The organism is Streptomyces sp. NPDC047117, from assembly GCF_040643545.1.
Lineage (GTDB): Bacteria > Actinomycetota > Actinomycetes > Streptomycetales > Streptomycetaceae > Streptomyces.
Genome location: NZ_JBEYUN010000017.1, coordinates 13,890 through 34,267, shown reverse-complemented (window position 1 = coordinate 34,267; position 20,378 = coordinate 13,890). Strand labels below are relative to the sequence as shown.

Here is a 20,378-nt window from a genome sequence, read left to right as displayed (position 1 = left end):
CCTCCCTCAGCGCAGCTTGGGGTCGAGGGCGTCGCGCACCGCGTCGCCGAGCATGATGAACGCCAGCACCGTAAGCGACAGCGCACCTGCCGGGTACAGCAGGGTGTGCGGGGCATTGCGGATCTGGGTGGCGGCCTGGGAGATGTCGATGCCCCAGGAGACCGTCGGCGGCTTCAGGCCGACGCCGAGGAACGACAGGGTGGCCTCCAGCGAGATGTACGTACCGAGCGCGATGGTCGCCACGACGATGACCGGCGCGAGGGCGTTCGGGGCGATGTGCCGGAGCAGCATGCGCGGGGTGGACGCGCCGAGCGCGCGGGCCGCCTGCACGTAGTCCTGCTGCTTGGCGGTGATCACCGCGCCGCGCGCGATACGGGCGATCTGCGGCCAGCCGAGCACCGCCATCAGCAGCACGACGGTGAAGATCGAGCCGCCCTTGACGACGGACAGGAAGACGATGCCGCCGAGCAGGATCGGAATGCCGAAGAAGATGTCGCCGATCCGGGAGAGCAGCGCGTCCCACCAGCCGCCGAAGAAGCCGGCGAGGCCGCCCATGACGCAGCCGATGACGGCGGCGAGCAGGGTGGTGCAGATGCCGACGGTGACGGAGGCGCGGGCGCCGTGGACCGTACGCGCGTAGACGTCGCAGCCCTGCTTGTCGAAGCCGAAGGGGTGGCCGGGGGCCGCGCCCTGTGCCGACTTGGACACGTCGCAGGCGTACGGGCTGGTGCTCGTCATGATGCTCGGCCAGATCGAGACGACGACCAGGAAGAGGATCAGAACGGCGGAGATGTAGAAGATCGGGTTGCGCCGCAGGTCCCGCCAGGCGTCGCCCCAGAGGGAGCGGGCCTTGTCCTGTTGCTGGTCCCGCACGACTTCGGAGGCCGCGACGGCGGCTTGGGCGTGGGCCGTGGGGTCGATCACGTCAGGCATACCGGATCCTCGGGTCCAGGACCGCGTAGAGCAGGTCGACGAGCAGGTTGGCGGCGAGGAAGACGACCACGAGCACGGTCACGAAGCCGACCACGGTCGGCGCGTTCTGCCGCAGGATGCCCTGGTAGAGCTGGTAGCCGACGCCCTGGAGGTTGAAGATCCGCTCGGTGACGATGGCGCCGGCCATCAGGCCGCCGATGTCGGTGCCGAGGAAGGTGACGACGGGGATCAGGGAGTTGCGCAGCAGGTGCACGCTGATCACGCGGCGGCGCGGCAGACCCTTGGCGGTGGCGGTGCGGATGTAGTCGGAGCGGATGTTCTCCGCGATGGACGTACGGGTGAGCCGTGCCACGTACGCCAGCGAGACGCCCGCGAGGACGATGCCGGGCAGGATCAGCTCGTCGAACCGCACGTCGGCGGAGACCGACGGGGAGGCGAGGCCCCACTTCACGCCGACGAAGTACTGCAGCAGGTAGCCGGTGACGAAGGTCGGGATGGAGATCACGATCAGCGTGAGCACCAGCACGCCGGTGTCGATCAGGCGGCCGCGGCGCATGCCGGCGATGACGCCGAGCGTGACGCCCACCACCAGCTCGATGGCGAAGGCGACCAGGGTGAGCTGGATGGTGTTGGGGAAGGCGTCCCCCATCAGCTCGATGACGGGCCGGCCGTTGAAGGCCATGCCGAAGTCACCCTGGAAGATGCCCGCCATGTACTGCAGGTACTGGCTCCACAGCGGGTCGTTCAGGTGCAGGGACTCCCGGATCTGGGCGGCGGTGGCCGGGTCGGGGGTCCGGTCTCCGAACATGGCCGCGACGGGGTCGCCGAGCGCGTAGACCATGACGAAGATCAGGAAAGTGGTGCCGATGAAGACGGGCACCATCTGGAGCAGTCGTCGCACGACGTAGCGCCCCATGTGGTCCTCCAGATATGCGCCGACGCGGGCACGGCCGGGCCCGCGGCCTCGTGTGCGAGGCCGCGGGCGGCCGGCCGTCCCCTGCCGCCGTGAGCGGTCGGAATTACTGGGCCCCGCTCAGGGGCTCATGCGTCGGACGGGTCAGCCCTTGACCTTGATGTCGGAGAAGACCGGCACGCTGAAGGGGTCGAGCGTCACGTCGGAGACGTTCTGGGACCAGCCGGCGACGCCGTTCTGGTACCAGAGCGGGATGGCGACCATGTCGTCCAGGACCAGCTTCTCGGCGTCCTGGTAGGTCTTGGTGGCCTTCTTGGTGTCGGGCTCGGCGGCGGCCTTCTTCAGGAGGCCGTCGAACTCCTTGCTGCTCCAGTGCGAGTCGTTGGAGGAGGCACCGGTGCCGTACAGCGGCGTCAGGAAGTTCTCGATCTGCGGGTAGTCCATCTGCCAGCCGGCACGGAAGCCGCTGGTCATCTCACCCTTGGTGATCTGGGTGCGGAAGTCGGCGAAGGTGCCCACGGGGTTGCCCACGCACGCCTTGTCGTCGCCCAGCACCTTGTTGACGCTGTTGCAGACCGCGTCCACCCACTCCTTGTGGGAGTCCTTGTCCGCGTTGTAGCTGATGGTCATCTTCCCGCCGGGGAGGCCGCCGCCCTCCTTGATGAGCTTCTTGGCCTCGGTCGGGTTGTACGCGCAGGCGTCGCCGCAGATGTCCTTGGAGTAGCCGTTGGCGTCGCCGAGCACCGGGGAGGTGAGGTCGGTCGCCGGGGTGCGGGTGCCGTGGTAGATCTTCTCGGTGATCGTCTTGCGGTCGATCGCCATGGAGATGCCCTTGCGGACCTTCTCCATCCCCTTCTTGCTCCAGGCGCCCTTGTCCAGCGGGAAGCTGACGGTCTGCACGATGCCGGCCGGCTGCGAGACGTAGTTGCCCTGCAGGTCGGTCTTGGCGTTCTTGATCTGCTCGGCGGGCAGGCTGTCGAGCACGTCGAGGTTGCCGGCCTGGAGGTCGGAGTACGCGGTGTTGGAGTCCGTGTAGACCTTCAGCAGGACGCCCTTGTTCGCCGGCTTGTCGTCGCCCTTGTACTCCGGGTTCGGCACGAGCTTCATCTGCGAGCCCTTGGAGTACGAGTCGACCTTGTACGGGCCGTTGCCGACGGGCTTGTCGAGGTAGCCCTTGTGGTCGGTGAAGAACTTCTCGGGCAGCGGCGCGAAGGCCTTGTAGCCCAGGCGCGTCGGCCAGGTCGACATCTTCTGGGTGAGCTTGACGGTGAAGGTGTGGTCGTCGACGACCTTCAGCCCGGAGAGGGTCTTGGCGGTCGGCTTGCCCTCGGCCGGCGCGACCTTGTCGTAGCCCTCGATGTCGGAGAAGAAGTAGCTGTTCTTCTGCTGGTTGGTGGCGAGCGCACCGTAATTCCAGGCGTCCACGAAGGACTTGGCGGTGACGGCCTCGCCGTTGGAGAACTTCAGCCCCTTCTTCACCTTGATGGTGAAGGTCTGCTGGTCCTTGGTGTCGATGGACTCGGCGGCGTCGTTGTTGGCCTCGCCGGTCTTCGGGTCGTAGCTCTTCAGGTTGGCGAAGATCATGTCGAGGACCTTGCCGCCCTGCACCTCAGTGGTGTTGGCGGGCTCCAGCGGGTTCTGCGGGTCGCCCCACGCTGCCCGTACGACGCCGGCTTCCGAGCCCGCGCTGTCGCTGCTGCCGCCGCACGCCGAAACCCCCAGGGCCACGGCTATCGCTCCTGCGACCCAAGTGGCGCTTCTGGCACCGCGCATGGGACTGCCTCCTCATGAGTCCATTCTTGACATGGAAAGGAGCCGGTCGTCCGCTGACACCCCTGACAGCGCGCGACCAGCCCCCGATGCTCGTGAGTCGGCGCCTTTCACAGCGCGTGACCCATTGACCCGAGCTCAATAGCCCCCATCCTCAGTCACGTTCGCCCCATTAGCCACGAGTTGCTGGTTACTTTTTGGTCACATCGCGGTGACCCTCGTTCGGAATCCGGACAAAACAATCCATCCAGACGGGCAAAAAACGGACCTCCCGCCGACCGGCGGCTCCCTTGTGTCCATTTTCCGGACGCTCGGCGGGGTGGTCGACGACCCGCGGCGTCTTGACGTCACCAAACATGTGCGGTAAGTGACCCTCTCCGCGTACGAAAGCGCCCCGCCGGACAGGAAGTCCGGCGGGGCGCTCCGTCGCTCTACTGGGGCCCTGCGGGCGTCAGTTGCGTCAGTTGTGCTTGGCGCGCGAGGCGGCGCGGGCGCGCTCGCGGGCGTCCAGGTTCACCTTGCGGATGCGCACGGCCTCCGGGGTGACCTCGACGCACTCGTCGTCGCGGCAGAACTCCAGCGACTGCTCCAGGGAGAGCTTGCGCGGCGGCACGATCGCCTCGAAGGTGTCGGCCGAGGAGGAGCGCATGTTGGTGAGCTTCTTCTCCTTGGTGATGTTCACGTCCATGTCGTCGGAGCGCGAGTTCTCGCCGACGATCATGCCCTCGTACACCTCGGTGCCGGGCTCGGTGAACAGCACGCCGCGCTCCTGGAGGTTGGTCATCGCGAAGGCGGTGACGGCACCGGAGCGGTCGGCGACGAGCGAACCGTTGTTACGGGTCGTCAGCGTGCCGAACCAGGGCTCGTGGCCCTCGTGGATCGAGTGCGCGATGCCCGTACCGCGGGTGTTGGTCAGGAACTCCGTACGGAAGCCGATCAGACCGCGGGAGGGCACGATGAACTCCATGCGGACCCAGCCGGAGCCGTGGTTGGACATGTTGTCCATCCGGCCCTTGCGGACACCCATGAGCTGCGTGACCGCGCCCATGTGCTCCTCGGGCACGTCGATGGTCATGCGCTCGGTCGGCTCGTAGGTCTTGCCGTCGACCTCCTTGGTGACCACCTGCGGCTTGCCGATGGTCATCTCGAAGCCCTCGCGGCGCATCTGCTCGACCAGGATGGCCAGCGCCAGCTCACCGCGGCCCTGCACCTCCCAGGCGTCGGGGCGCTCGGTGTCCAGCACGCGCAGCGAGACATTACCGATCAGCTCGCGCTCCAGGCGGTCCTTCACCTGGCGCGCGGTGACCTTGCGGTCCTTGACCGCGGCCTTGGCGTCCGCGCCCTTGCCGGTGCCGCCGCGGCCGACCAGCGGCGAGGTGTTCGTGCCGATGGTCATCGAGATCGCGGGCTCGTCGACCGTGATCAGCGGCAGCGCGACCGGGTTCTCCGGGTCGGCCAGCGTCTCGCCGATCATGATGTCGGGGATACCGGCGACGGCGCAGATGTCACCGGGGCCCGCCACCTCGGCCGGCTTGCGGGTGAGCGCCTCGGTCATCATCAGCTCGGTGATGCGCACGCTCTGGACCGAGCCGTCGCGCTTCATCCACGCGACGGTCTGGCCCTTGCGCAGCTCGCCCTGCTCGACGCGGAGCAGCGCGATACGGCCGAGGAAGTTGTCCGCGTCGAGGTTGGTGACGTGGGCCTGCAGCGGCGCGGCCTCGTCGTACTCGGGGGCCGGAACGGTCTCCAGGAGCGTGGTGAAGAACGGCTCCAGGTTGGTGCTGTCGGACGGGACGGTGCCGTCCTCCGGCTTGGTCAGCGAGGCGACGCCGTCACGGGCGCAGGCGTAGACGATCGGGAACTCGATCTGGTCCTCGTCCGCGTCCAGGTCCAGGAAGAGGTCGTAGGTCTCGTCGACGACCTCGGCGATCCGGGAGTCCGGGCGGTCGGTCTTGTTGATGCACAGGATGACCGGCATCTTCGCGGCCAGCGCCTTGCGCAGCACGAAGCGGGTCTGCGGCAGCGGGCCCTCGGAGGCGTCCACGAGGAGGACGACCGCGTCGACCATCGACAGACCGCGCTCGACCTCGCCGCCGAAGTCGGCGTGGCCGGGGGTGTCGATGATGTTGATCGTGATCGGGTCCCCGCCGCTCTTGGGGTGATACTTCACCGCCGTGTTCTTGGCGAGGATCGTGATGCCCTTCTCACGCTCCAGGTCGTTGGAGTCCATCATGCGCTCGTCGAGGTTCTCGGCGGCGTGCGCGGCGAAGGCTCCCGCCTGCTTGAGCATGGCGTCGACAAGGGTGGTCTTGCCGTGGTCGACGTGGGCGACGATGGCGACGTTACGAATGTCGTGGCGCGTGGGCATACTTGCGGCGCTTCTCCCGGATTGTGGATGACGGCGCGTACGGTCCGGCACGCGCGCCCGCCGGGCATCATCACGCCACGGCCTCACCCCATGGTACGGGGCTGGCGCGGCAACAGCCGCCCCAGCCCGTTCGCACCCGCGCTGACCTGCTACTTCTTGTAGCCGATGTCCTGATACCTGGGCGTCGCGAAGCCAAAGGCGCCCACATTGGCCAGATCGGACCTGGCCGCGACGAGCTGCGGCTGCCGGTACAGCGGGACCGACCCGGCGGCGGCCCAGATCCGCTGGTCCGCCTGGGCGACGAGATCCCGCGCCGCCTCGGGGTCCAGCTCGGCGGAGGCCTGGTCGAAGAGCTGGTCGATCCGGTCCGTGCCGACCCGGGTGTAGTTCTGCTCGACGGTCAGCGAGCCGTCCGCCGCGGGCCGCGGCTTGGCGTAGATGGGCCGGGCATCTGTGGCCGGGTAGGCGCTGCCCGGCCAGGAGTAGAGCGCCAGGTCGTAGTCGCCGGACGCGATGTGGTCCTGGAAGTAGCTCTTGTCGGCCACCTTCTGGACGGTCGTCCGTACGCCGATCTTCATCAGCATGTCCGAGATCCGGTCGGCGACCGTCCGCAGCTGGGCCGTGCCGGGGCCGTCGGGCAGGACGAAGCGCAGCATCAGCGGCCGGCCGTCCTTCTTCACGAAAACGCTGCTCCGGCCGGCCGCCGCGTCGTCCTGGCCGCGCGCCTGCCGGCCGTGCTCGGCGGCCTTGCCGTCCTTGTCCCCGGCGTCCCCTCCGGGCGCGTCCGCCGCGCCCGGAACGTCCATCCCGGCCCGGACGGCCCGCTCCTCGGCGGGCGCCTTCTCGTCCTCGGCGGCCTGGGCGTGCTCCCGGTCCGTACGCTCCGCGTCTGCCGCGAGCCGGTTCCGCTCGGCGGCGGCCGCGGCCTCGCGGGCCTGGACGGCGCTGAGCGGGCCGGCCGGGCCGGTGCCGGCGACGTCCCGGCCTGCCCCGGGCTTGGTGTCGTCCCAGCCCGCCGCCAGCGCGGTGGTCTGCTGCCGGGCGGCCTCCGCCAGGACGTCGGCCTCGTCCCAGGCGTCCGCGGCGCGGCCGCTCGCCCGCTCGTACGCGGCGTACGCGGCCGACCCGCGGTCGCCCAGGGCGCGCCGCCGCTCCGCACGCGCCGCCGTGTCGTACAGCGTCGCGCTCTGCCGCAGCAGGGCGGCCCGCTGGACGCCCGCCGAGCCGGCGCCGGTCAGCGTGGTGAGCGTGACGGGGGCCGTCGCGGCGGGCCGGTCGGGGTTGGCGCGGCCGGGGCCGCTGTGCGCCCGTCCGGCCCCGTTCTGCGGGCCCGGCTGCCCGTTCTCGCCGTCGGACCGGCCGGTGTCCGCGTCGGCCCGGCCCCGGCCCGCCTCCCGCTCGCCGGGCTGCGCGTCGGTCTTCTCCTCGCCGCCCGCCTCCGGCATCCGCCAGCCCGCTTCGGCCAGCAGGGCCTGGGCCGCGTCGGTGTCCTGGCCGCCCAGCGCGCCGCTGTTGTCGCGGTACCCGGGCTGCCCGGCGAGCAGCAGGTGGCTGCCGACCGGCGCGGCGGGCAGCCGGAGCGGGCCCAGCACCTCCTTCGCCAGCGCCGTGCGGTCGATGGCGCGGGCCACGGCGCGGCGGACCCGCTCGTCGGTGAGCGGCCCGGTGCTGCCGTTGAGGGCGAGCTGGGTGAAGGAGGGCGACAGGGCGCGGTGGACGGTGTAGTCGCGCAGGTGAGCGCGGCGGGCAGCGGCGGCGGCCGCCTCCGCGCGGCGCTCCCGCTCCGCCGTGCGCTCGGACTCGCTGCCGCGGGCCTGCGCCTGGTGGCGCAGCGCGTCGGAGGAGACGGCGCCGCGCGGGGCGTCGTCCCCGACGGCGGCCTGCTGGTTCGTGCCGCGCGCCGTGGTGATCTCCTTGGCGGTGCCGCGGTCGACGTCCGCGACGTCGATCCGGCCCTCGGCCAGCGCCTTCGCCCGTTTCGCCGCGGGCACCTCGGTGAGCACGATCTTCTTCAGCCGGGCCCGGCCGCCCCACCACTTCGTGTTCCGTACGAGGGTGAGGGTGTCCTTCCGGCCGTCCTTCGTCCGTACCCGGAACGGCCCGGCGGAGGGCGCGAGCCGGGAACGCGCGCCGTCGTTGAACGCCGCCGGGCTGCCCATCACACTCTTCGGGTACAGCGGGGTGAAGAGCGACGGCCAGTCGGCGTACGGCCGGGCGAACACCACCTCGACCTCGCCGGACTTTCCGGGCCTGACCTTCTCGATCCGGTCGTAGCCGGCGTTGCGCGCGGTCCAGTAGGCGGCGTTCTTGCCGCGCAGCGCCTTCCACTGGGCGGCGAAGTCGGCCGCGGAGATCCGCCGCCCGTCGCTCCACCGTGCCTCAGGATCGATCGTGTACTTCACGATCTGCTTCGGCTCACGCTGGGTGACCTCGGCGGCCCGGAGATAGTCGGGGTTGCGCTGCGGTACGCCGTTGGCGTCCACGGTGAACAGCGCGGGGAGGACGGCGCCCGCCACGGTGTCGGTGCTCTGCCCGGCGTCGGCCTGGAAGGCGTTGAAGGTACCGGGCAGCTCGTCCACGGCCCAGCGGACCGTCCCGCCGTCACGCAGCGTCGCCGCGGCGGCGGAGGCGATGTCCTGGCTGCCGGCCCCGGCCGCGGCCGGCTCGTCGTCCCCACTGCAGCCGGCCATCAGGGGCAGCGGGAGCAGCGCGCCCGCCGTGAGGAGTGCCACCCGGCGGCGCCCGCGGCCCGCCGCCCGGCCGCCCTGGATGCCGCGCGGTCCGACGTCGTCGGTCATCTCTGTTACCTCCGGGCTCGCCCGCGCGGCGCCGCCGCCGCTGATCACATTCGGCCGACTTTGCGGCTCATCACACCTATGGCCCGTCCACTGAAAACGACGGCGCGGGGCGTGGGGCGGCGACACGGCGGCCGTACTTCCCAAGGCCACCCGGTCGGCCCAATGGGGCGCGGACCGACCGGCATCGCTCCCCTATGCGCCATCGTGACCCGGAATACGGCCCTATCCCTTCCCAACCGCGACTGTGACGCGCGACACTCGCAGGCGCATGAGATTGCCGACCGCACCCTCGGAAGTGAGGGCTCGTCATGTCCTTGCACGATGATCTGACGGCTGTGCAGCGCAGCCTGGAGGACCTGGTCCGCTCGGTCGGGCGCCTGGAGCAGCGGGTCGGCGGCGGGCTGGAGATCCGCCGGGTCCGCAGCGACACCGAGCACCTGCGCGAAAGCCTCGAACTGCTGCGCGCCCAGATGGCTCCCGACTCCTCCGACCGGCCCGCGCCGACCGCGGGACGCGCGGTGTCCGACATGGTCACCATCCCCGACGCGCCGTACGACGCCTCCCTGTGGACCGACGCCGAGGACGAGGGGCTGGGCGCACGCGACCGCCGGGCCCCGTAGGCACACCCCGCTCGCGTCCGGACGTCCCCCTCCCCCCCAGCCCAACTCACCCACCGCTCACGGAGTTTGACGTTGGCCACAGGTACCGAACCTTCAAGGACAACCGGCGCGAGCGGGGTGCACGGTCCCGCTCGCGCCGCCATCCCCGCCCGCCACCTGCGCACCGAGCGCTGGTGGCTCTATCCGGCGGGCACCGCCGCCGGGCTGCTCGCGTTCATCGTGTACTCGACCTGGCGGGCGTTCGCGAACGCCGACTACTACCACGCGCCCTACGTCTCGCCGTTCTACTCCCCCTGCCTCGCGGAGAACTGCGAGACCATGCGCGGCGGCCCCAACTGGGAGCTGTTCGGCGGCTGGTGGGGCCTGTCCCCCGCGCTGCTGATCCTGATCTTCCCGCTGGGCTTCCGGCTGACCTGCTACTACTACCGCAAGGCCTACTACCGCGGCTTCTGGGCCTCGCCCCCGGCGTGCGCGGTCGCCGAGCCGCACAAGAAGTACAGCGGCGAGACCCGTCTCCCGCTGATCCTGCAGAACATCCACCGGTACTTCTTCTACGCGGCGCTGCTGGTCGCGGGCGTACTGACGTACGACACCGCGCTCGCCTTCCGCGACGAGAGCTACGCCTGGGGCCACATGGGCCTCGGCTCCCTGATCTTCCTCGTGAACATCGCCCTGATCTGGGCGTACACCCTCTCCTGCCACTCCTGCCGGCACATCGTCGGCGGGCGTCTGAAGCATTTCTCCAAGCATCCGGTGCGGTACCGGATGTGGGGCTGGGTGAGCCGGCTGAACGCCCGGCACGCGGTGCTGGCCTGGGCCTCGCTGATCAGCGTGGCCGCCGCCGACTTCTACGTCTATCTGCTGTCCGTCGGGGCCTTCGACGATCCGCGGTTCTTCTAGAGCTCCCAGGAAGGGTGCGCATTTCCATGACGCAAGTCGAACGGCAGGCCTGGGACGTGGTCGTGGTGGGCGCCGGCGGCGCCGGGCTGCGGGCCGCCATCGAGGCCCGCGAGCAGGGCATGCGGACGGCCGTCATCTGCAAGTCCCTGTTCGGCAAGGCCCACACGGTCATGGCCGAGGGCGGCATCGCGGCCAGCATGGGCAACGTCAACGAGGGCGACAACTGGAAGGTCCACTTCCGCGACACCATGCGCGGCGGCAAGTTCCTGAACCACTGGCGGATGGCCGAGCTGCACGCCCGGGAGGCCCCGGACCGGGTCTGGGAGCTGGAGACCTGGGGCGCGCTCTTCGACCGCACCCCGGACGGCCGCATCTCGCAGCGCAACTTCGGCGGGCACGAGTACCCACGCCTCGCCCACGTCGGCGACCGTACGGGGCTGGAGCTGATCCGCACCCTCCAGCAGAAGATCGTCTCGCTGCAGCAGGAGGACGAGCGCGACCACGGCGCGTACGACGCCCGCCTGAAGGTCTTCCAGGAGTGCACGGTCACCCGGGTGCTCAAGGACGGCGACCGGGTCGCCGGGACGTTCTGCTACGAACGCGAGTCCGGGCGGTTCTTCATCCTGGAGGCCCCCGCCGTGGTGCTGGCCACCGGCGGCATCGGCAAGTCCTTCAAGGTGACCTCCAACTCCTGGGAGTACACCGGCGACGGGCACGCGCTGGCCCTGCTCGCCGGGGCGCCGCTGGTCAACATGGAGTTCGTGCAGTTCCACCCCACCGGCATGGTCTGGCCCCCGTCGGTGAAGGGCATCCTCGTCACCGAGTCGGTCCGCGGCGACGGCGGCGTGCTGCGCAACAGCGACGGCAAGCGCTTCATGTTCGACTACGTCCCGGACGTCTTCAAGGAGAAGTACGCGCAGTCCGAGGACGAGGGCGACCGCTGGTACGAGGACCCGGACACCAACCGCCGCCCGCCCGAGCTGCTGCCCCGCGACGAGGTCGCACGGGCCATCAACGCCGAGGTCAAGGCCGGTCGCGGCTCCCCGCACGGCGGCGTCTTCCTGGACGTCTCCACCCGCATGCCCGCCGACGTGATCCGGCGCCGGCTGCCGTCCATGCACCACCAGTTCAAGGAGCTGGCGGACGTGGACATCACGGCGGAGGCGATGGAGGTCGGGCCGACCTGCCACTACGTCATGGGCGGCGTGGACGTCGACCCGGACACCGCGGCGGCGACCGGCGTCCCCGGCCTCTTCGCCGCGGGCGAGGTGGCCGGCGGCATGCACGGCTCCAACCGGCTCGGCGGCAACTCCCTCTCCGACCTGCTCGTCTTCGGGCGGCGGGCCGGGATGTACGCGGCGGAGTACGCCGCGGCGCTGGCCGCCGGCGAGCGGCCCGCCGTGGACCCGCTGGAGACCGGGGCCGCGGAGGCGGAGGCGCTGCGGCCGTTCAGCGCGGAGGGCTCGGGCACGCCCTCCGCCGGGGTCCCGGCGGAGAACCCGTACACCCTGCACCAGGAACTCCAGCAGGCGATGAACGACCTGGTCGGCATCATCCGGCGGGAGCCGGAGATGGAGCAGGCGCTGGAGAAGCTGGCGGACCTGCGGGTACGGGCCCGGCGGGCCGGGGTCGAGGGCCACCGGCAGTACAACCCGGGCTGGCACCTCTCCCTGGACCTGCGGAACATGCTGCTGGTCAGCGAGTGCGTGGCGCGGGCCGCGCTGGAGCGCAAGGAGAGCCGGGGCGGCCACACCCGGGACGACCACCCCGAGATGGACCGCCGCTGGCGCCGGGTCAACCTGCTGTGCCGGCTGGCCACGACCGACGGCCGACCAGGACTGCCCGAGGACCCGGCGCTCGCGCACATCCGGCTGGAGCGGCGGGAGATGCCGGCGATCCGGGGCGACCTCGTGGAGCTGTTCGAGCGGGACGAACTGGCGAAGTACCTGACGGACGAGGAGCTGAGCTCGTGAGTTCGTACGACGCGCACTTCAGGGTGTGGCGGGGGGACGCGGCGGGCGGCAGCCTCGGCGACTTCACCGTCACGGTGAACGAGGGCGAGGTGGTGCTGGACATCATCCACCGGCTGCAGGCGACCCAGGCCCCGGACCTGGCGGTGCGCTGGAACTGCAAGGCCGGAAAGTGCGGTTCGTGCAGCGCGGAGATCAACGGCCGGCCGCGGCTGCTGTGCATGACGCGGATGTCGGTCTTCGACCGCGCGGAGACCGTCACCGTCACCCCCATGCGGGCCTTCCCCGTCATCCGCGACCTGGTCACGGACGTCTCCTTCAACTACGCCAAGGCCCGCGAGGTGCCGTCGTTCATCCCGCCCGCCGACCTCAAGCCCGGCGAGTACCGGATGCAGCAGGAGGACGTGGGGCGCGCGCAGGAGTTCCGCAAGTGCATCGAGTGCTTCCTCTGCCAGGACACCTGCCATGTCGTCCGTGACCACGAGGAGAACAAGGAGGCGTTCGCCGGCCCCCGCTTCCTGATGCGCGTCGCCGAGCTGGACATGCACCCGCTGGACGCCGCGGCCGGCGAGGGCCTGGACCGCAAGCGGGCCGCGCAGGAGACCCACGGCCTGGGCTACTGCAACATCACCAAGTGCTGCACCGAGGTCTGCCCCGAGCACATCCGGATCACCGACAACGCGCTGATCCCGCTCAAGGAGCGGGCCGTGGACCGTAAGTACGACCCCCTGGTGTGGCTGGGGAAGACGATCCGCCGGCGCCGCTCGGGGTGACCTCCCCCGGGCGGGGCGCGCTGCTCAGAACAGGCTGAGCAGCGCGTCCGCCGGGTCCACCGGCTTGGTGTCGCCGTCGGGCAGGTCCAGCTCGAACCAGACGGTCTTCCCGCGGGGTGTGCGGCGGCTGCCCCAGCCCCGGCTGAGGAGGCCGACCAGCTGGAGGCCGCGGCCGCCCTCGTCGGTGTCCCGCGCGCGCCGCCGCCGCGGCTGGGCGAGATCGGCGTCCCAGACCTCGCAGACCAGGGTGCGGTCCAGCAGCAGGCGGAGCCGGATGTCACCGTGGCCGTGCCGCAGCGCGTTGGTCACGAGCTCGCTGACCAGCAGCTCCGTCGTGTCGACCAGGGCTTCCAGGCCCCAGTCGGTGAGCTGGTCGCGGGCCAGTTCGCGGGCGCGGGCGACCGAGCGGGCCTCGGGCGCGAGGCTCCAGTCGCCCACCGCGTCCTTGGGCAGGCCGTGCACCCGGGCCATCAGCAGCGCGATGTCGTCCTCGCCGTGCCGGGTGTCCAGCGCGGAGAGCACGTGGTCGCAGGCGTCCTCCAGCGGCCGGCCCGCCGCCGACAGGGCCGCGCGGAACGCCTGCAGCCCCTCCTCGAGCGGATGGTCCCGGGACTCGACCAGGCCGTCGGTGTACAGCGCGAGCAGCGCCCCGTCCGGCAGCTCGACCTCGGTCTCCTCGAAGGGCTCGCCGCCGACGCCCAGCGGCATGCCGGGCGGTACGTCGAGGAGCAGGGCGTCCTCGCCCTCCTCCACCAGGACGGGCGGCAGATGGCCGGCGTTGGCGAACGTACAGCGCCGGGTGACCGGGTCGTAGACGGCGTACACGCACGTGGCGAGGTAGACCTCGGAGAGGTCGGCGGCCCGGTCGGTGCGCCGGGAGCCCACATGGGCACCCGCGCCCGCCTGCGCACCGGCCCCTGCACCGGTCTCCGCGCCCGCGTCCGGCCCGGCGTCGCCCTCCGCTCCGCGCCCCCGCGGGCCCGAGCGCGCCCCGCTGCCCGTGGCACCGAGCCCGCGCGCGATCTCGTCGAGCGCCGAGAGCACCTCGGCGGGCTCCAGGTCCAGCAGGGCCAACGTACGTACCGCCGTACGGAGTTCTCCCATGGCGACAGCGGCGCGCAGGCCGCGGCCCATGACGTCGCCGACGACCAGCGCCGTGCGGTGGCCGGGCAGCTCGATGACGTCGAACCAGTCGCCGCCGACCTCGGTGGCGGTCGTGCCCGGCAGATACCGGCAGGCGATGTCCAGGCCCGCCGCCTCGGGGTCGCCGGGCGGCAGCAGGCTGCGCTGGAGGATCAGCGCGCGCTCGTGCTCGCGGCGGTACAGCCGGGCGTTGTCGATGCAGACGGCGGCGCGCGCGGCCAGCTCCACGGCGAGGGCCGTGTCCCGCTCGCCGAAGGACTCGCTGCCCTTCGTACGGGAGAACTGCACCAGGCCGACGACGGTGTCCCGGGCGACCATGGGCACGGCGAGCGTGGAGTGCACGACGGCGCTGCCCAGTTCGGGCCGCTCGTCGGTCTCCCGGCCCGGGATGATCTGCGCCTGGGCGGTGCGGAGCGCGCCCGCGCAGGGGGAGTTGAAGGGGAAGCGGTGCACCGCGCCGACCGCGACCGTGCCGTCGTCGTCCGCCGCGTCCCCGCCGGGCACGCCGCCGCCGCTGCCGCCCTGGGGCAGCGGCCCGTCGGACACGGCGCTGGCGAAGGCGACCCGGCGCAGCTCGGCGCTGCCGTCGGCCATGCCGGGCGGCGCCTCGTCCCCGGCCAGCAGCCCTTGGTAGAGGTCGACCGAGGCAAGGTCGCAGAACTGCGGTACCGCGACGTCCAGGAGCGTGCGCGCGGTGGTCTCCAGGTCCAGGGAGTTGCCTATCCGCGCCCCGGCCTCGTTCAGCAGCGCCAGGTTCCGGCGGGCGTTGGCGGCCTCCCGCTCGGCGCGGCGGCGTCCCGTGACGTCGGAGGCGAGCGCGGCGACGCCGATGGGGCGGCCGCTGGCGCTGTGCAGCCGGTACAGCGACACCGACCAGCGGCGGCGCTCCTCCTCGCCGTGCGGGGTGCCGATCAGCTGCATCTCGGCGACCGGCTCACCGGTCTCCAGGACCCTGCGCAGCGCGGCGTTGAGCCGGTCGGCCTCGGGGCGGGGGAGGTAGTCCTCGGGCGCCGCGCCGCAGAAGCTGTTCGGCGTGCCGCCGAAGACGGTGGCGAAGCGTTCGTTGACCCGGCGCAGCCGCAGGTCCGTGCCGAAGAGCATGAAGCCTATGGGGGACTGTCCGAAAACCGCCTGCGCGGCGGCCAGGTCGGTCTCGATGCCGCGCAGCGCGCGGACATCCACGACGAGGCAGACCGCGGCGCGCTCGCCACTGCCGGTCTCGGACGGCATGACGTAGATCTCGGCGAGGCCGTCGACGGGGGCGTCCGGGCCCGTGCGGTAGGGCACCAGGCCGGTCCACTCGCGGCCGTCGAGGATCTCGCTGACCGTGCGGTGGCCGGCCTCGCGCAGCTCGCGCGGGACGAAGGCCTCCACGGGGTCCTGGCCGATGGCGTCCTTGGCGGGGATGCCCAGCATGTCGGCGGCGCGGCGGCTCCACTGCTCGATGCGGCCGTCGGGTCCGAGGGCGAAGGAGGCGACACGGATGTAGTCATAGATCGATCCGGGCGCGCTGCTCTGCCAGACCGGCGGACCGTCCGGTGCAGCCGTACGGCCCGACCCATCCCTCATCGCAGGGTGTTCCTCACCCGCTGACATCTCGCTCACGAGCCCCGTCCCCTCCAGCTCATCGTGCCCGGACCGGACAGGCCGAGTATCCAGCAACACGGCTATCCGGAACACGGTCTTCACGATCACAGCACAGTCTCGATCGCAGGTCATCGACAAGATCTCGATGAATTCGCAACGATCGTGACCCACCCTGACTCATAACCAGCCACGGTGCGCTCCAACCTCCCCACCAGGCACGAAGCAGTGATTTCTGCTCACGGTCCGCAGGGGGCGCGGCCGTCCGGCGTGCCTCAACCGGTCTCGGCGAGCTCGAACCACACCGTCTTACCGCTCCTGCCCCGTCGGGTGCCCCAACGACGGGCGCTGCATGCCACCAGCTGCAGTCCCCGGCCACCCTCGTCGTCGGGGGCCGCCGTGCGCTCGCGCGGCGGGTCGGGCAGCGGGTCGGACACCTCCACGAGGAGGTCACCCCCGCGCAGCCGGACGATGCGTACGCCGATCGGCCCGCTGGCGTACCGCAGGGAGTTCGTCACCAGCTCGCTGACCAGGAGGACCGCCACGTCCACCGCCGGCTCCAGATCCCAGTCGTGCAGCGTCTCGCGGACCATGGCGCGGGCCGTACGGACCACGCCCGGCTCGGCGGGAAAGCTCCACTCCGCGATCGGGGGGACCGCGGCCGTACCGAGGCGGCGGGCCTGCGACGCAGGAGACCCCGGGGGCCCTGCCGCTGCGCTGTCGCTCACGCCGATCACTTCCCCAGCCCGATGCTCCCCCGGCGGTTTTGTACATTTTGAGGGGGGGTTAATCAGCACATACCCGATATCAGGGCTCGGTTATCGCCCCAAGAGGGTCATCGCGGTGCATCGTGGCGCGAACGGCGTAGCCGATCAGTCGAGCGCCCCCTGCCTCGTGAGCCTGCGCACGGCCTCCGCCACGGCCGGCCGGTCCTGGTCCAGCCAGTCCACCGCCCCTTCCTCGCCGGGCGCCAGCCAGCGCAGCACATCGTGGTCCTGAAGGGGCCGCGGAGTCCCGGAGACCAGCCGTACGGTCCACACCTGGAGCACCAGTCCGGGTTTCAGCGGCCACTCCCCCGGGATGCGCGCCAGCGGCTCCACGGCCACGCCCAGCTCCTCGCGCAGCTCCCGCACGAGCGCCTGCTCGGGCGTCTCACCCTCCTCGACCTTGCCGCCGGGCAGCTCCCAGCGGCCGGCCAGCTCCGGCGGCGCACTCCGCCGCGCGGCCAGCAGCCGCCCCCGGTCCAGCACCGCTCCGCCCACCACCACGCGTACCGCACTCATGCGCCGCAGCTTATGCGGCCCCGCTCCCCTTCCTCCCCGGACCCGGAGGCCTCAGGCGGTGGCGCGGTCGACCCGCTCGACCACGTAGAGCCGCTGGTGTCCGCGGTCGTCGAGCCGCTCGGCGACCTGTTCCGCCTCCGCGCGAGTGGCGTACCGGCCGACGCGGTAGCGGTTGCCGTTGTCGTCCTCGCGGATGACCAGCCACGGCAGTACGACGCCACTGTCGGTCATCGCGCTCCTCCGTCCGCCGTCCTGCGCGCGGTAGCGCGCCCGTCCTGCACTAACACCGAAAACCCGTTCCGCATATGCCCGAGCCTACGCCCGACCTTCACGCAACGGATACGTCTTTGCACAAAGAGACACCGAACCGGCCATGCCACCGTCCACATGCGATAACAGGCGTCCCGCGCACCACGGACGGACGGCCCGGAAGGCCCACGAACGACGGCCGCCCGGCACCGAGGAGGTGCCGGGCGGCCGGGCGGTGTGCGGGCGGCGGATCAGGCGCCGGCGCCGACCTTCTCGGCCGGGCCGCGGCCCTTGCCGTCACCGTCGGTGTCCGCGTCCTGCTCAGCGGCGGCCAGCGCCTCGGCCTCGGCCGCCACGAGCGACGGGTTGCGCCAGGAGCTGCGGACGCCCCAGTAGTAGAAGGCCAGGGCGATCACCACGACGACGGCGAGGTCCACGCCCTGCGGGATGAAGCCGCGGCCGCCGAACTCCGTGCCGCCGCAGTACGACACCGCGGCCATCACCAGGAGGTACGCCACCATCCAGGAGCCGGCCTTCAGGTGCGGCTTCAGCTCGGCCCACGGCTTGCGCAGCTCGTACCAGGCCCAGACCGGCAGGCCGACGGCCATGATCAGGATGACCTTGCCGGTGAGCGGCCAGCGGCCCCAGTAGAGGACCAGCGAGCCGAAGACCATGGCGATCGGCGCGATGACGGGCATGGCGCGCAGCTGCACCGGGCGCTTGAGGTCCGGCGAGAGGCGGCGCAGCGACATCACGGCGACGGGGCCCGTGATGTAGGAGATGACCGTCGCGATGGAGACGATCTCGGCGAGCGAGCCCCAGCCGCGGAAGACCGCGAGGAACAGGAACGCGATGACCAGGTTGAGGACCAGGGCCGGGCGCGGCACACCGGTCTTCTTGTCGACCTTGCCGAAGATGCCGGGCAGGTGGCCGTTCTCCTGCACGCCGTGGATCATGCGCGAGGTGGTGGCGGCGTAGATCATGCCGGTGCCGGACGGGGAGATGAAGGCGTCCGCGTACAGCAGCATCGCCAGCCAGTTCAGGCCCCAGGCGAGCGAGAGGTCGGCGAGCGGGGAGTTGAAGCCGAGCCCGGCCCAGCTGCCGGCCTCGGTCAGGTCCTGGGCCGGTACACCCATCAGGAAGGCGACCTGGAGCGCCAGGTAGATGACCAGCGCGATCACGATGGAGAGGATGACCGCCTTGGGCAGCGACTTGCCCGGGTTGCGCGCCTCGGCCGCCATGTTCAGCGGGGACTGGAAACCGTTGTAGGCCCAGACGATGCCGGAGAGGGCGACGGCGGTGAAGACCGCGCTCCAGCCGTTCGGGGCGAAGCCGCCGAACTGCTTCACGTTGCCGGTGTCGAAGTGCGCCAGCATGAGCGCGCCCGCGGTCATGATCGGCACGACGACCTTGAAGACCGTGATCGCGGTGTTGGTCTTCGCAAACAGCGTGATCGCGAACCAGTTCAGGAAGAAGTAGAAGACCAGCAGCACGCTGGCGCACGCGACGCCGGAGCCGGTGAGCTCCTTGCCGTCGTACAGGCCCTGCGCCCAGCCGAAGTCCCAGGAGCTCATGTACTGGACGGAAGCGGTCGCCTCACCGGGGATGACGGAGACAATCGCGATCCAGTTGGCCCAGGCGGCCAGGTAGCCGGCCAGCGAGCCGTGCGAGTACTGGCCGTACCGGACCATGCCGCCGGCCTTGGGGAACATCGCGCCCAGCTCGCTGTAGGTGAGGGCGATGGTGAGCGCGACGACCGCGCCGATGACCCAGGCCAGGATGGCGGCGGGGCCGGCGATGGCGGCGGCCCGCTCGGCCCCGAACAGCCAGCCGGAGCCGATGATCGACCCAAGTCCCGTGGCCGTCAGGGCGATGGTCCCGAGGGACCTGCGGTAGTTCGAGTGGGAGCCCTGCTCCGCGCTCGAGGTCTTCGGCGTGCTCAACGTGCTTGGTCTCCTGATCTTCCCCCACGGCCGTGCACAAACTTCGCCATCGTAAAAGCGAAACGGAAGATCGGAATCCAAGGAAGGGTCAAATACCCCCGCTCACTGAGGGGGTGTGAGTTTTTCAACATCACCTCCCATCCGGCAAATGCGGACAAATAGCCCCAGAAAGGCTGCCGGAGTGGGAGGTTACGTGCCGGTACGCACGGTGAGCGGCGGAAGTTGGGCATTGCGGCGCATTGCGACGCCTGCCGTCACCCTCACTTCACCGGGAGGTGGTACGCGACCCGGTGCCGGTCGGCGAGCATGACCACGTCGGCGGTCTCCACGGGGCGGCCGCCCGCGTAGTACGTCCGCGAGACGACCAGGACCGTGTGCCCGGGGACCCCGCCCAGCGCCATGGCCTCCTCGGCCAGCCCCGGCCGCGCTCCGACCTCCTCGACGACGTTGTCAACGATCAGGTCGATGGCGGCCATCCGCTCGACCACGCCGCGCCCGGCCAGCGGCCCCTCCTCGGGCAGCATCACGGGGGTCCGCCCGGTCACCTCCAGCGGCTCCCAGGAGGTGGAGAGCATCGCCGGCTCGCCCTCGGTGCGGAAGAGGTAGTGGGTGCGCATGACCCGCTCGCCCGGCCTGATGCGCAGCCGGTCCGCTACGGCCTCGCTCGCCTCGTCCTGCTCGCTGCTGGACTCCCAGGTGCCCTTGACCTTCTCGTCCGACTGCTCCTGGCGGAACGGCGTCGCGCCGGCCCCGGTGCGGTAGCCGGCGCGGGCGACGCGGCGCTGGGCGGGGCGCTCCCGGACGTAGGTGCCCGATCCCGAGCGGCCCTCCACCAGCCCTTCGGCCATCAGCACCTTGCGTGCTTCCAGCGCGACGGTGTCCGAAACGCCGTACTCCTCGCGGATGCGGGCCTGTGAGGGGAGGCGGGTGTGCGGCGGCAGCACGCCGTCGACGATCTTCTGACGCAGGTCACCGGCGACGCGAAGGTACGCGGGCTGCTCACCGAAAGGCACATGCCCTCCCAAGGGCTTGACAGTCAGCAACAGCGTGGCAACCCACCGTTGTCACCCGCAAGCCTGGGCCACTTATTCACCCGATGTGATGAAACGCAGCTCAGCAGGCATACGAGCG

15 protein-coding genes are annotated in these 20,378 nt (G+C 71.1%); 4 read left to right on the top strand and 11 right to left on the bottom strand.

What is annotated here, in order from left to right; genetic code table 11:
• Window positions 1-6: 6 nt before the first annotated feature.
• From ABZ840_RS28275 to ABZ840_RS28255, 5 genes are all read right to left on the bottom strand, one after another.
• Entirely contained in the window at window positions 7-933 is a 927-nt protein-coding gene (locus ABZ840_RS28275; protein WP_361563695.1) for an ABC transporter permease, read from the bottom strand.
• On the bottom strand, window positions 926-1,849 hold the full coding sequence (locus ABZ840_RS28270) for an ABC transporter permease (protein ID WP_361563692.1): 924 nt from the start codon (window positions 1,847-1,849) through the stop codon (window positions 926-928). The genes ABZ840_RS28275 and ABZ840_RS28270 overlap by 8 nt, the downstream gene beginning before the upstream one ends.
• Window positions 1,850-1,990: 141 nt before the next feature.
• A complete protein-coding gene (locus ABZ840_RS28265) occupies window positions 1,991-3,619 on the bottom strand; it encodes an ABC transporter substrate-binding protein (RefSeq protein ID WP_361563689.1) in 1,629 nt (542 codons plus the stop codon).
• 457 nt (window positions 3,620-4,076) lie between these two features.
• Entirely contained in the window at window positions 4,077-5,984 is a 1,908-nt protein-coding gene (gene typA / locus ABZ840_RS28260; protein ID WP_361563686.1) for a translational GTPase TypA, read from the bottom strand.
• Window positions 5,985-6,133: 149 nt separating this feature from the next.
• Window positions 6,134-8,782 carry an ABC transporter substrate-binding protein gene (locus tag ABZ840_RS28255; protein ID WP_361563683.1) on the bottom strand — a complete coding sequence of 883 codons (2,649 nt, stop codon included), beginning with the start codon at window positions 8,780-8,782 and terminating at the stop codon, window positions 6,134-6,136.
• Between the two features lie 308 nt (window positions 8,783-9,090).
• On the opposite strand from ABZ840_RS28255, the gene ABZ840_RS28250 reads away from it, so the two are divergent.
• From ABZ840_RS28250 to ABZ840_RS28235, 4 genes are all read left to right on the top strand, one after another.
• Window positions 9,091-9,402 (top strand): hypothetical protein, encoded by a 312-nt coding sequence (locus ABZ840_RS28250; protein ID WP_361563681.1) that lies wholly within the window; start codon window positions 9,091-9,093, stop codon window positions 9,400-9,402.
• Window positions 9,403-9,474: 72 nt separating this feature from the next.
• Entirely contained in the window at window positions 9,475-10,302 is an 828-nt protein-coding gene (locus ABZ840_RS28245) for a hypothetical protein (RefSeq protein ID WP_361563678.1), read from the top strand.
• A 26-nt stretch (window positions 10,303-10,328) separates the two neighbouring features.
• A complete protein-coding gene (locus tag ABZ840_RS28240) occupies window positions 10,329-12,275 on the top strand; it encodes a fumarate reductase/succinate dehydrogenase flavoprotein subunit (RefSeq protein ID WP_361563676.1) in 1,947 nt (648 codons plus the stop codon).
• Window positions 12,272-13,045, top strand: coding sequence for a succinate dehydrogenase/fumarate reductase iron-sulfur subunit (locus ABZ840_RS28235; protein WP_361563674.1), 774 nt, complete (start codon window positions 12,272-12,274; stop codon window positions 13,043-13,045). Before ABZ840_RS28240 ends, ABZ840_RS28235 begins: the two co-directional genes overlap by 4 nt.
• Before the next feature lie 24 nt (window positions 13,046-13,069).
• Here the strand turns inward: ABZ840_RS28235 and ABZ840_RS28230 are convergent, their stop codons facing one another.
• The 6 genes from ABZ840_RS28230 to ABZ840_RS28205 all read right to left on the bottom strand — a co-directional run bounded on the left by ABZ840_RS28230 (window position 13,070) and on the right by ABZ840_RS28205 (window position 20,260).
• Window positions 13,070-15,757, bottom strand: a complete 2,688-nt coding sequence (locus tag ABZ840_RS28230; RefSeq protein ID WP_361563671.1) for a SpoIIE family protein phosphatase — start codon at window positions 15,755-15,757, stop codon at window positions 13,070-13,072.
• A 290-nt stretch (window positions 15,758-16,047) separates the two neighbouring features.
• Entirely contained in the window at window positions 16,048-16,419 is a 372-nt protein-coding gene (locus ABZ840_RS28225; protein ID WP_361564074.1) for an ATP-binding protein, read from the bottom strand.
• Between the two features lie 225 nt (window positions 16,420-16,644).
• Complete coding sequence (locus ABZ840_RS28220) at window positions 16,645-17,055, bottom strand: (deoxy)nucleoside triphosphate pyrophosphohydrolase (protein ID WP_361563668.1); 411 nt, start codon at window positions 17,053-17,055, stop codon at window positions 16,645-16,647.
• 51 nt (window positions 17,056-17,106) lie between these two features.
• Window positions 17,107-17,286 (bottom strand): SPOR domain-containing protein, encoded by a 180-nt coding sequence (locus ABZ840_RS28215; RefSeq protein WP_361563665.1) that lies wholly within the window; start codon window positions 17,284-17,286, stop codon window positions 17,107-17,109.
• A gap of 269 nt (window positions 17,287-17,555) precedes the next feature.
• A complete protein-coding gene (locus ABZ840_RS28210; protein WP_361563663.1) occupies window positions 17,556-19,247 on the bottom strand; it encodes an APC family permease in 1,692 nt (563 codons plus the stop codon).
• A 260-nt stretch (window positions 19,248-19,507) separates the two neighbouring features.
• On the bottom strand, window positions 19,508-20,260 hold the full coding sequence (locus ABZ840_RS28205) for a GntR family transcriptional regulator (RefSeq protein WP_361563660.1): 753 nt from the start codon (window positions 20,258-20,260) through the stop codon (window positions 19,508-19,510).
• Window positions 20,261-20,378 lie beyond the last annotated feature (118 nt).

What these genes read in the sequence shown, in the direction of transcription:
- ABZ840_RS28255 (WP_361563683.1), bottom strand. Translation starts at nt 8,782, where the DNA reads ATGACCGACGACGTCGGACCGCGCGGCATCCAGGGCGGCCGGGCGGCG.
- ABZ840_RS28265 (WP_361563689.1), bottom strand. Translation starts at nt 3,619, where the DNA reads ATGCGCGGTGCCAGAAGCGCCACTTGGGTCGCAGGAGCGATAGCCGTG.
- ABZ840_RS28275 (WP_361563695.1), bottom strand. Translation starts at nt 933, where the DNA reads ATGCCTGACGTGATCGACCCCACGGCCCACGCCCAAGCCGCCGTCGCG.
- ABZ840_RS28240 (WP_361563676.1), top strand. Translation starts at nt 10,329, where the DNA reads ATGACGCAAGTCGAACGGCAGGCCTGGGACGTGGTCGTGGTGGGCGCC.
- ABZ840_RS28250 (WP_361563681.1), top strand. Translation starts at nt 9,091, where the DNA reads ATGTCCTTGCACGATGATCTGACGGCTGTGCAGCGCAGCCTGGAGGAC.
- ABZ840_RS28220 (WP_361563668.1), bottom strand. Translation starts at nt 17,055, where the DNA reads ATGAGTGCGGTACGCGTGGTGGTGGGCGGAGCGGTGCTGGACCGGGGG.
- ABZ840_RS28230 (WP_361563671.1), bottom strand. Translation starts at nt 15,757, where the DNA reads ATGAGGGATGGGTCGGGCCGTACGGCTGCACCGGACGGTCCGCCGGTC.
- ABZ840_RS28215 (WP_361563665.1), bottom strand. Translation starts at nt 17,286, where the DNA reads ATGACCGACAGTGGCGTCGTACTGCCGTGGCTGGTCATCCGCGAGGAC.
- typA (WP_361563686.1), bottom strand. Translation starts at nt 5,984, where the DNA reads ATGCCCACGCGCCACGACATTCGTAACGTCGCCATCGTCGCCCACGTC.
- ABZ840_RS28270 (WP_361563692.1), bottom strand. Translation starts at nt 1,849, where the DNA reads ATGGGGCGCTACGTCGTGCGACGACTGCTCCAGATGGTGCCCGTCTTC.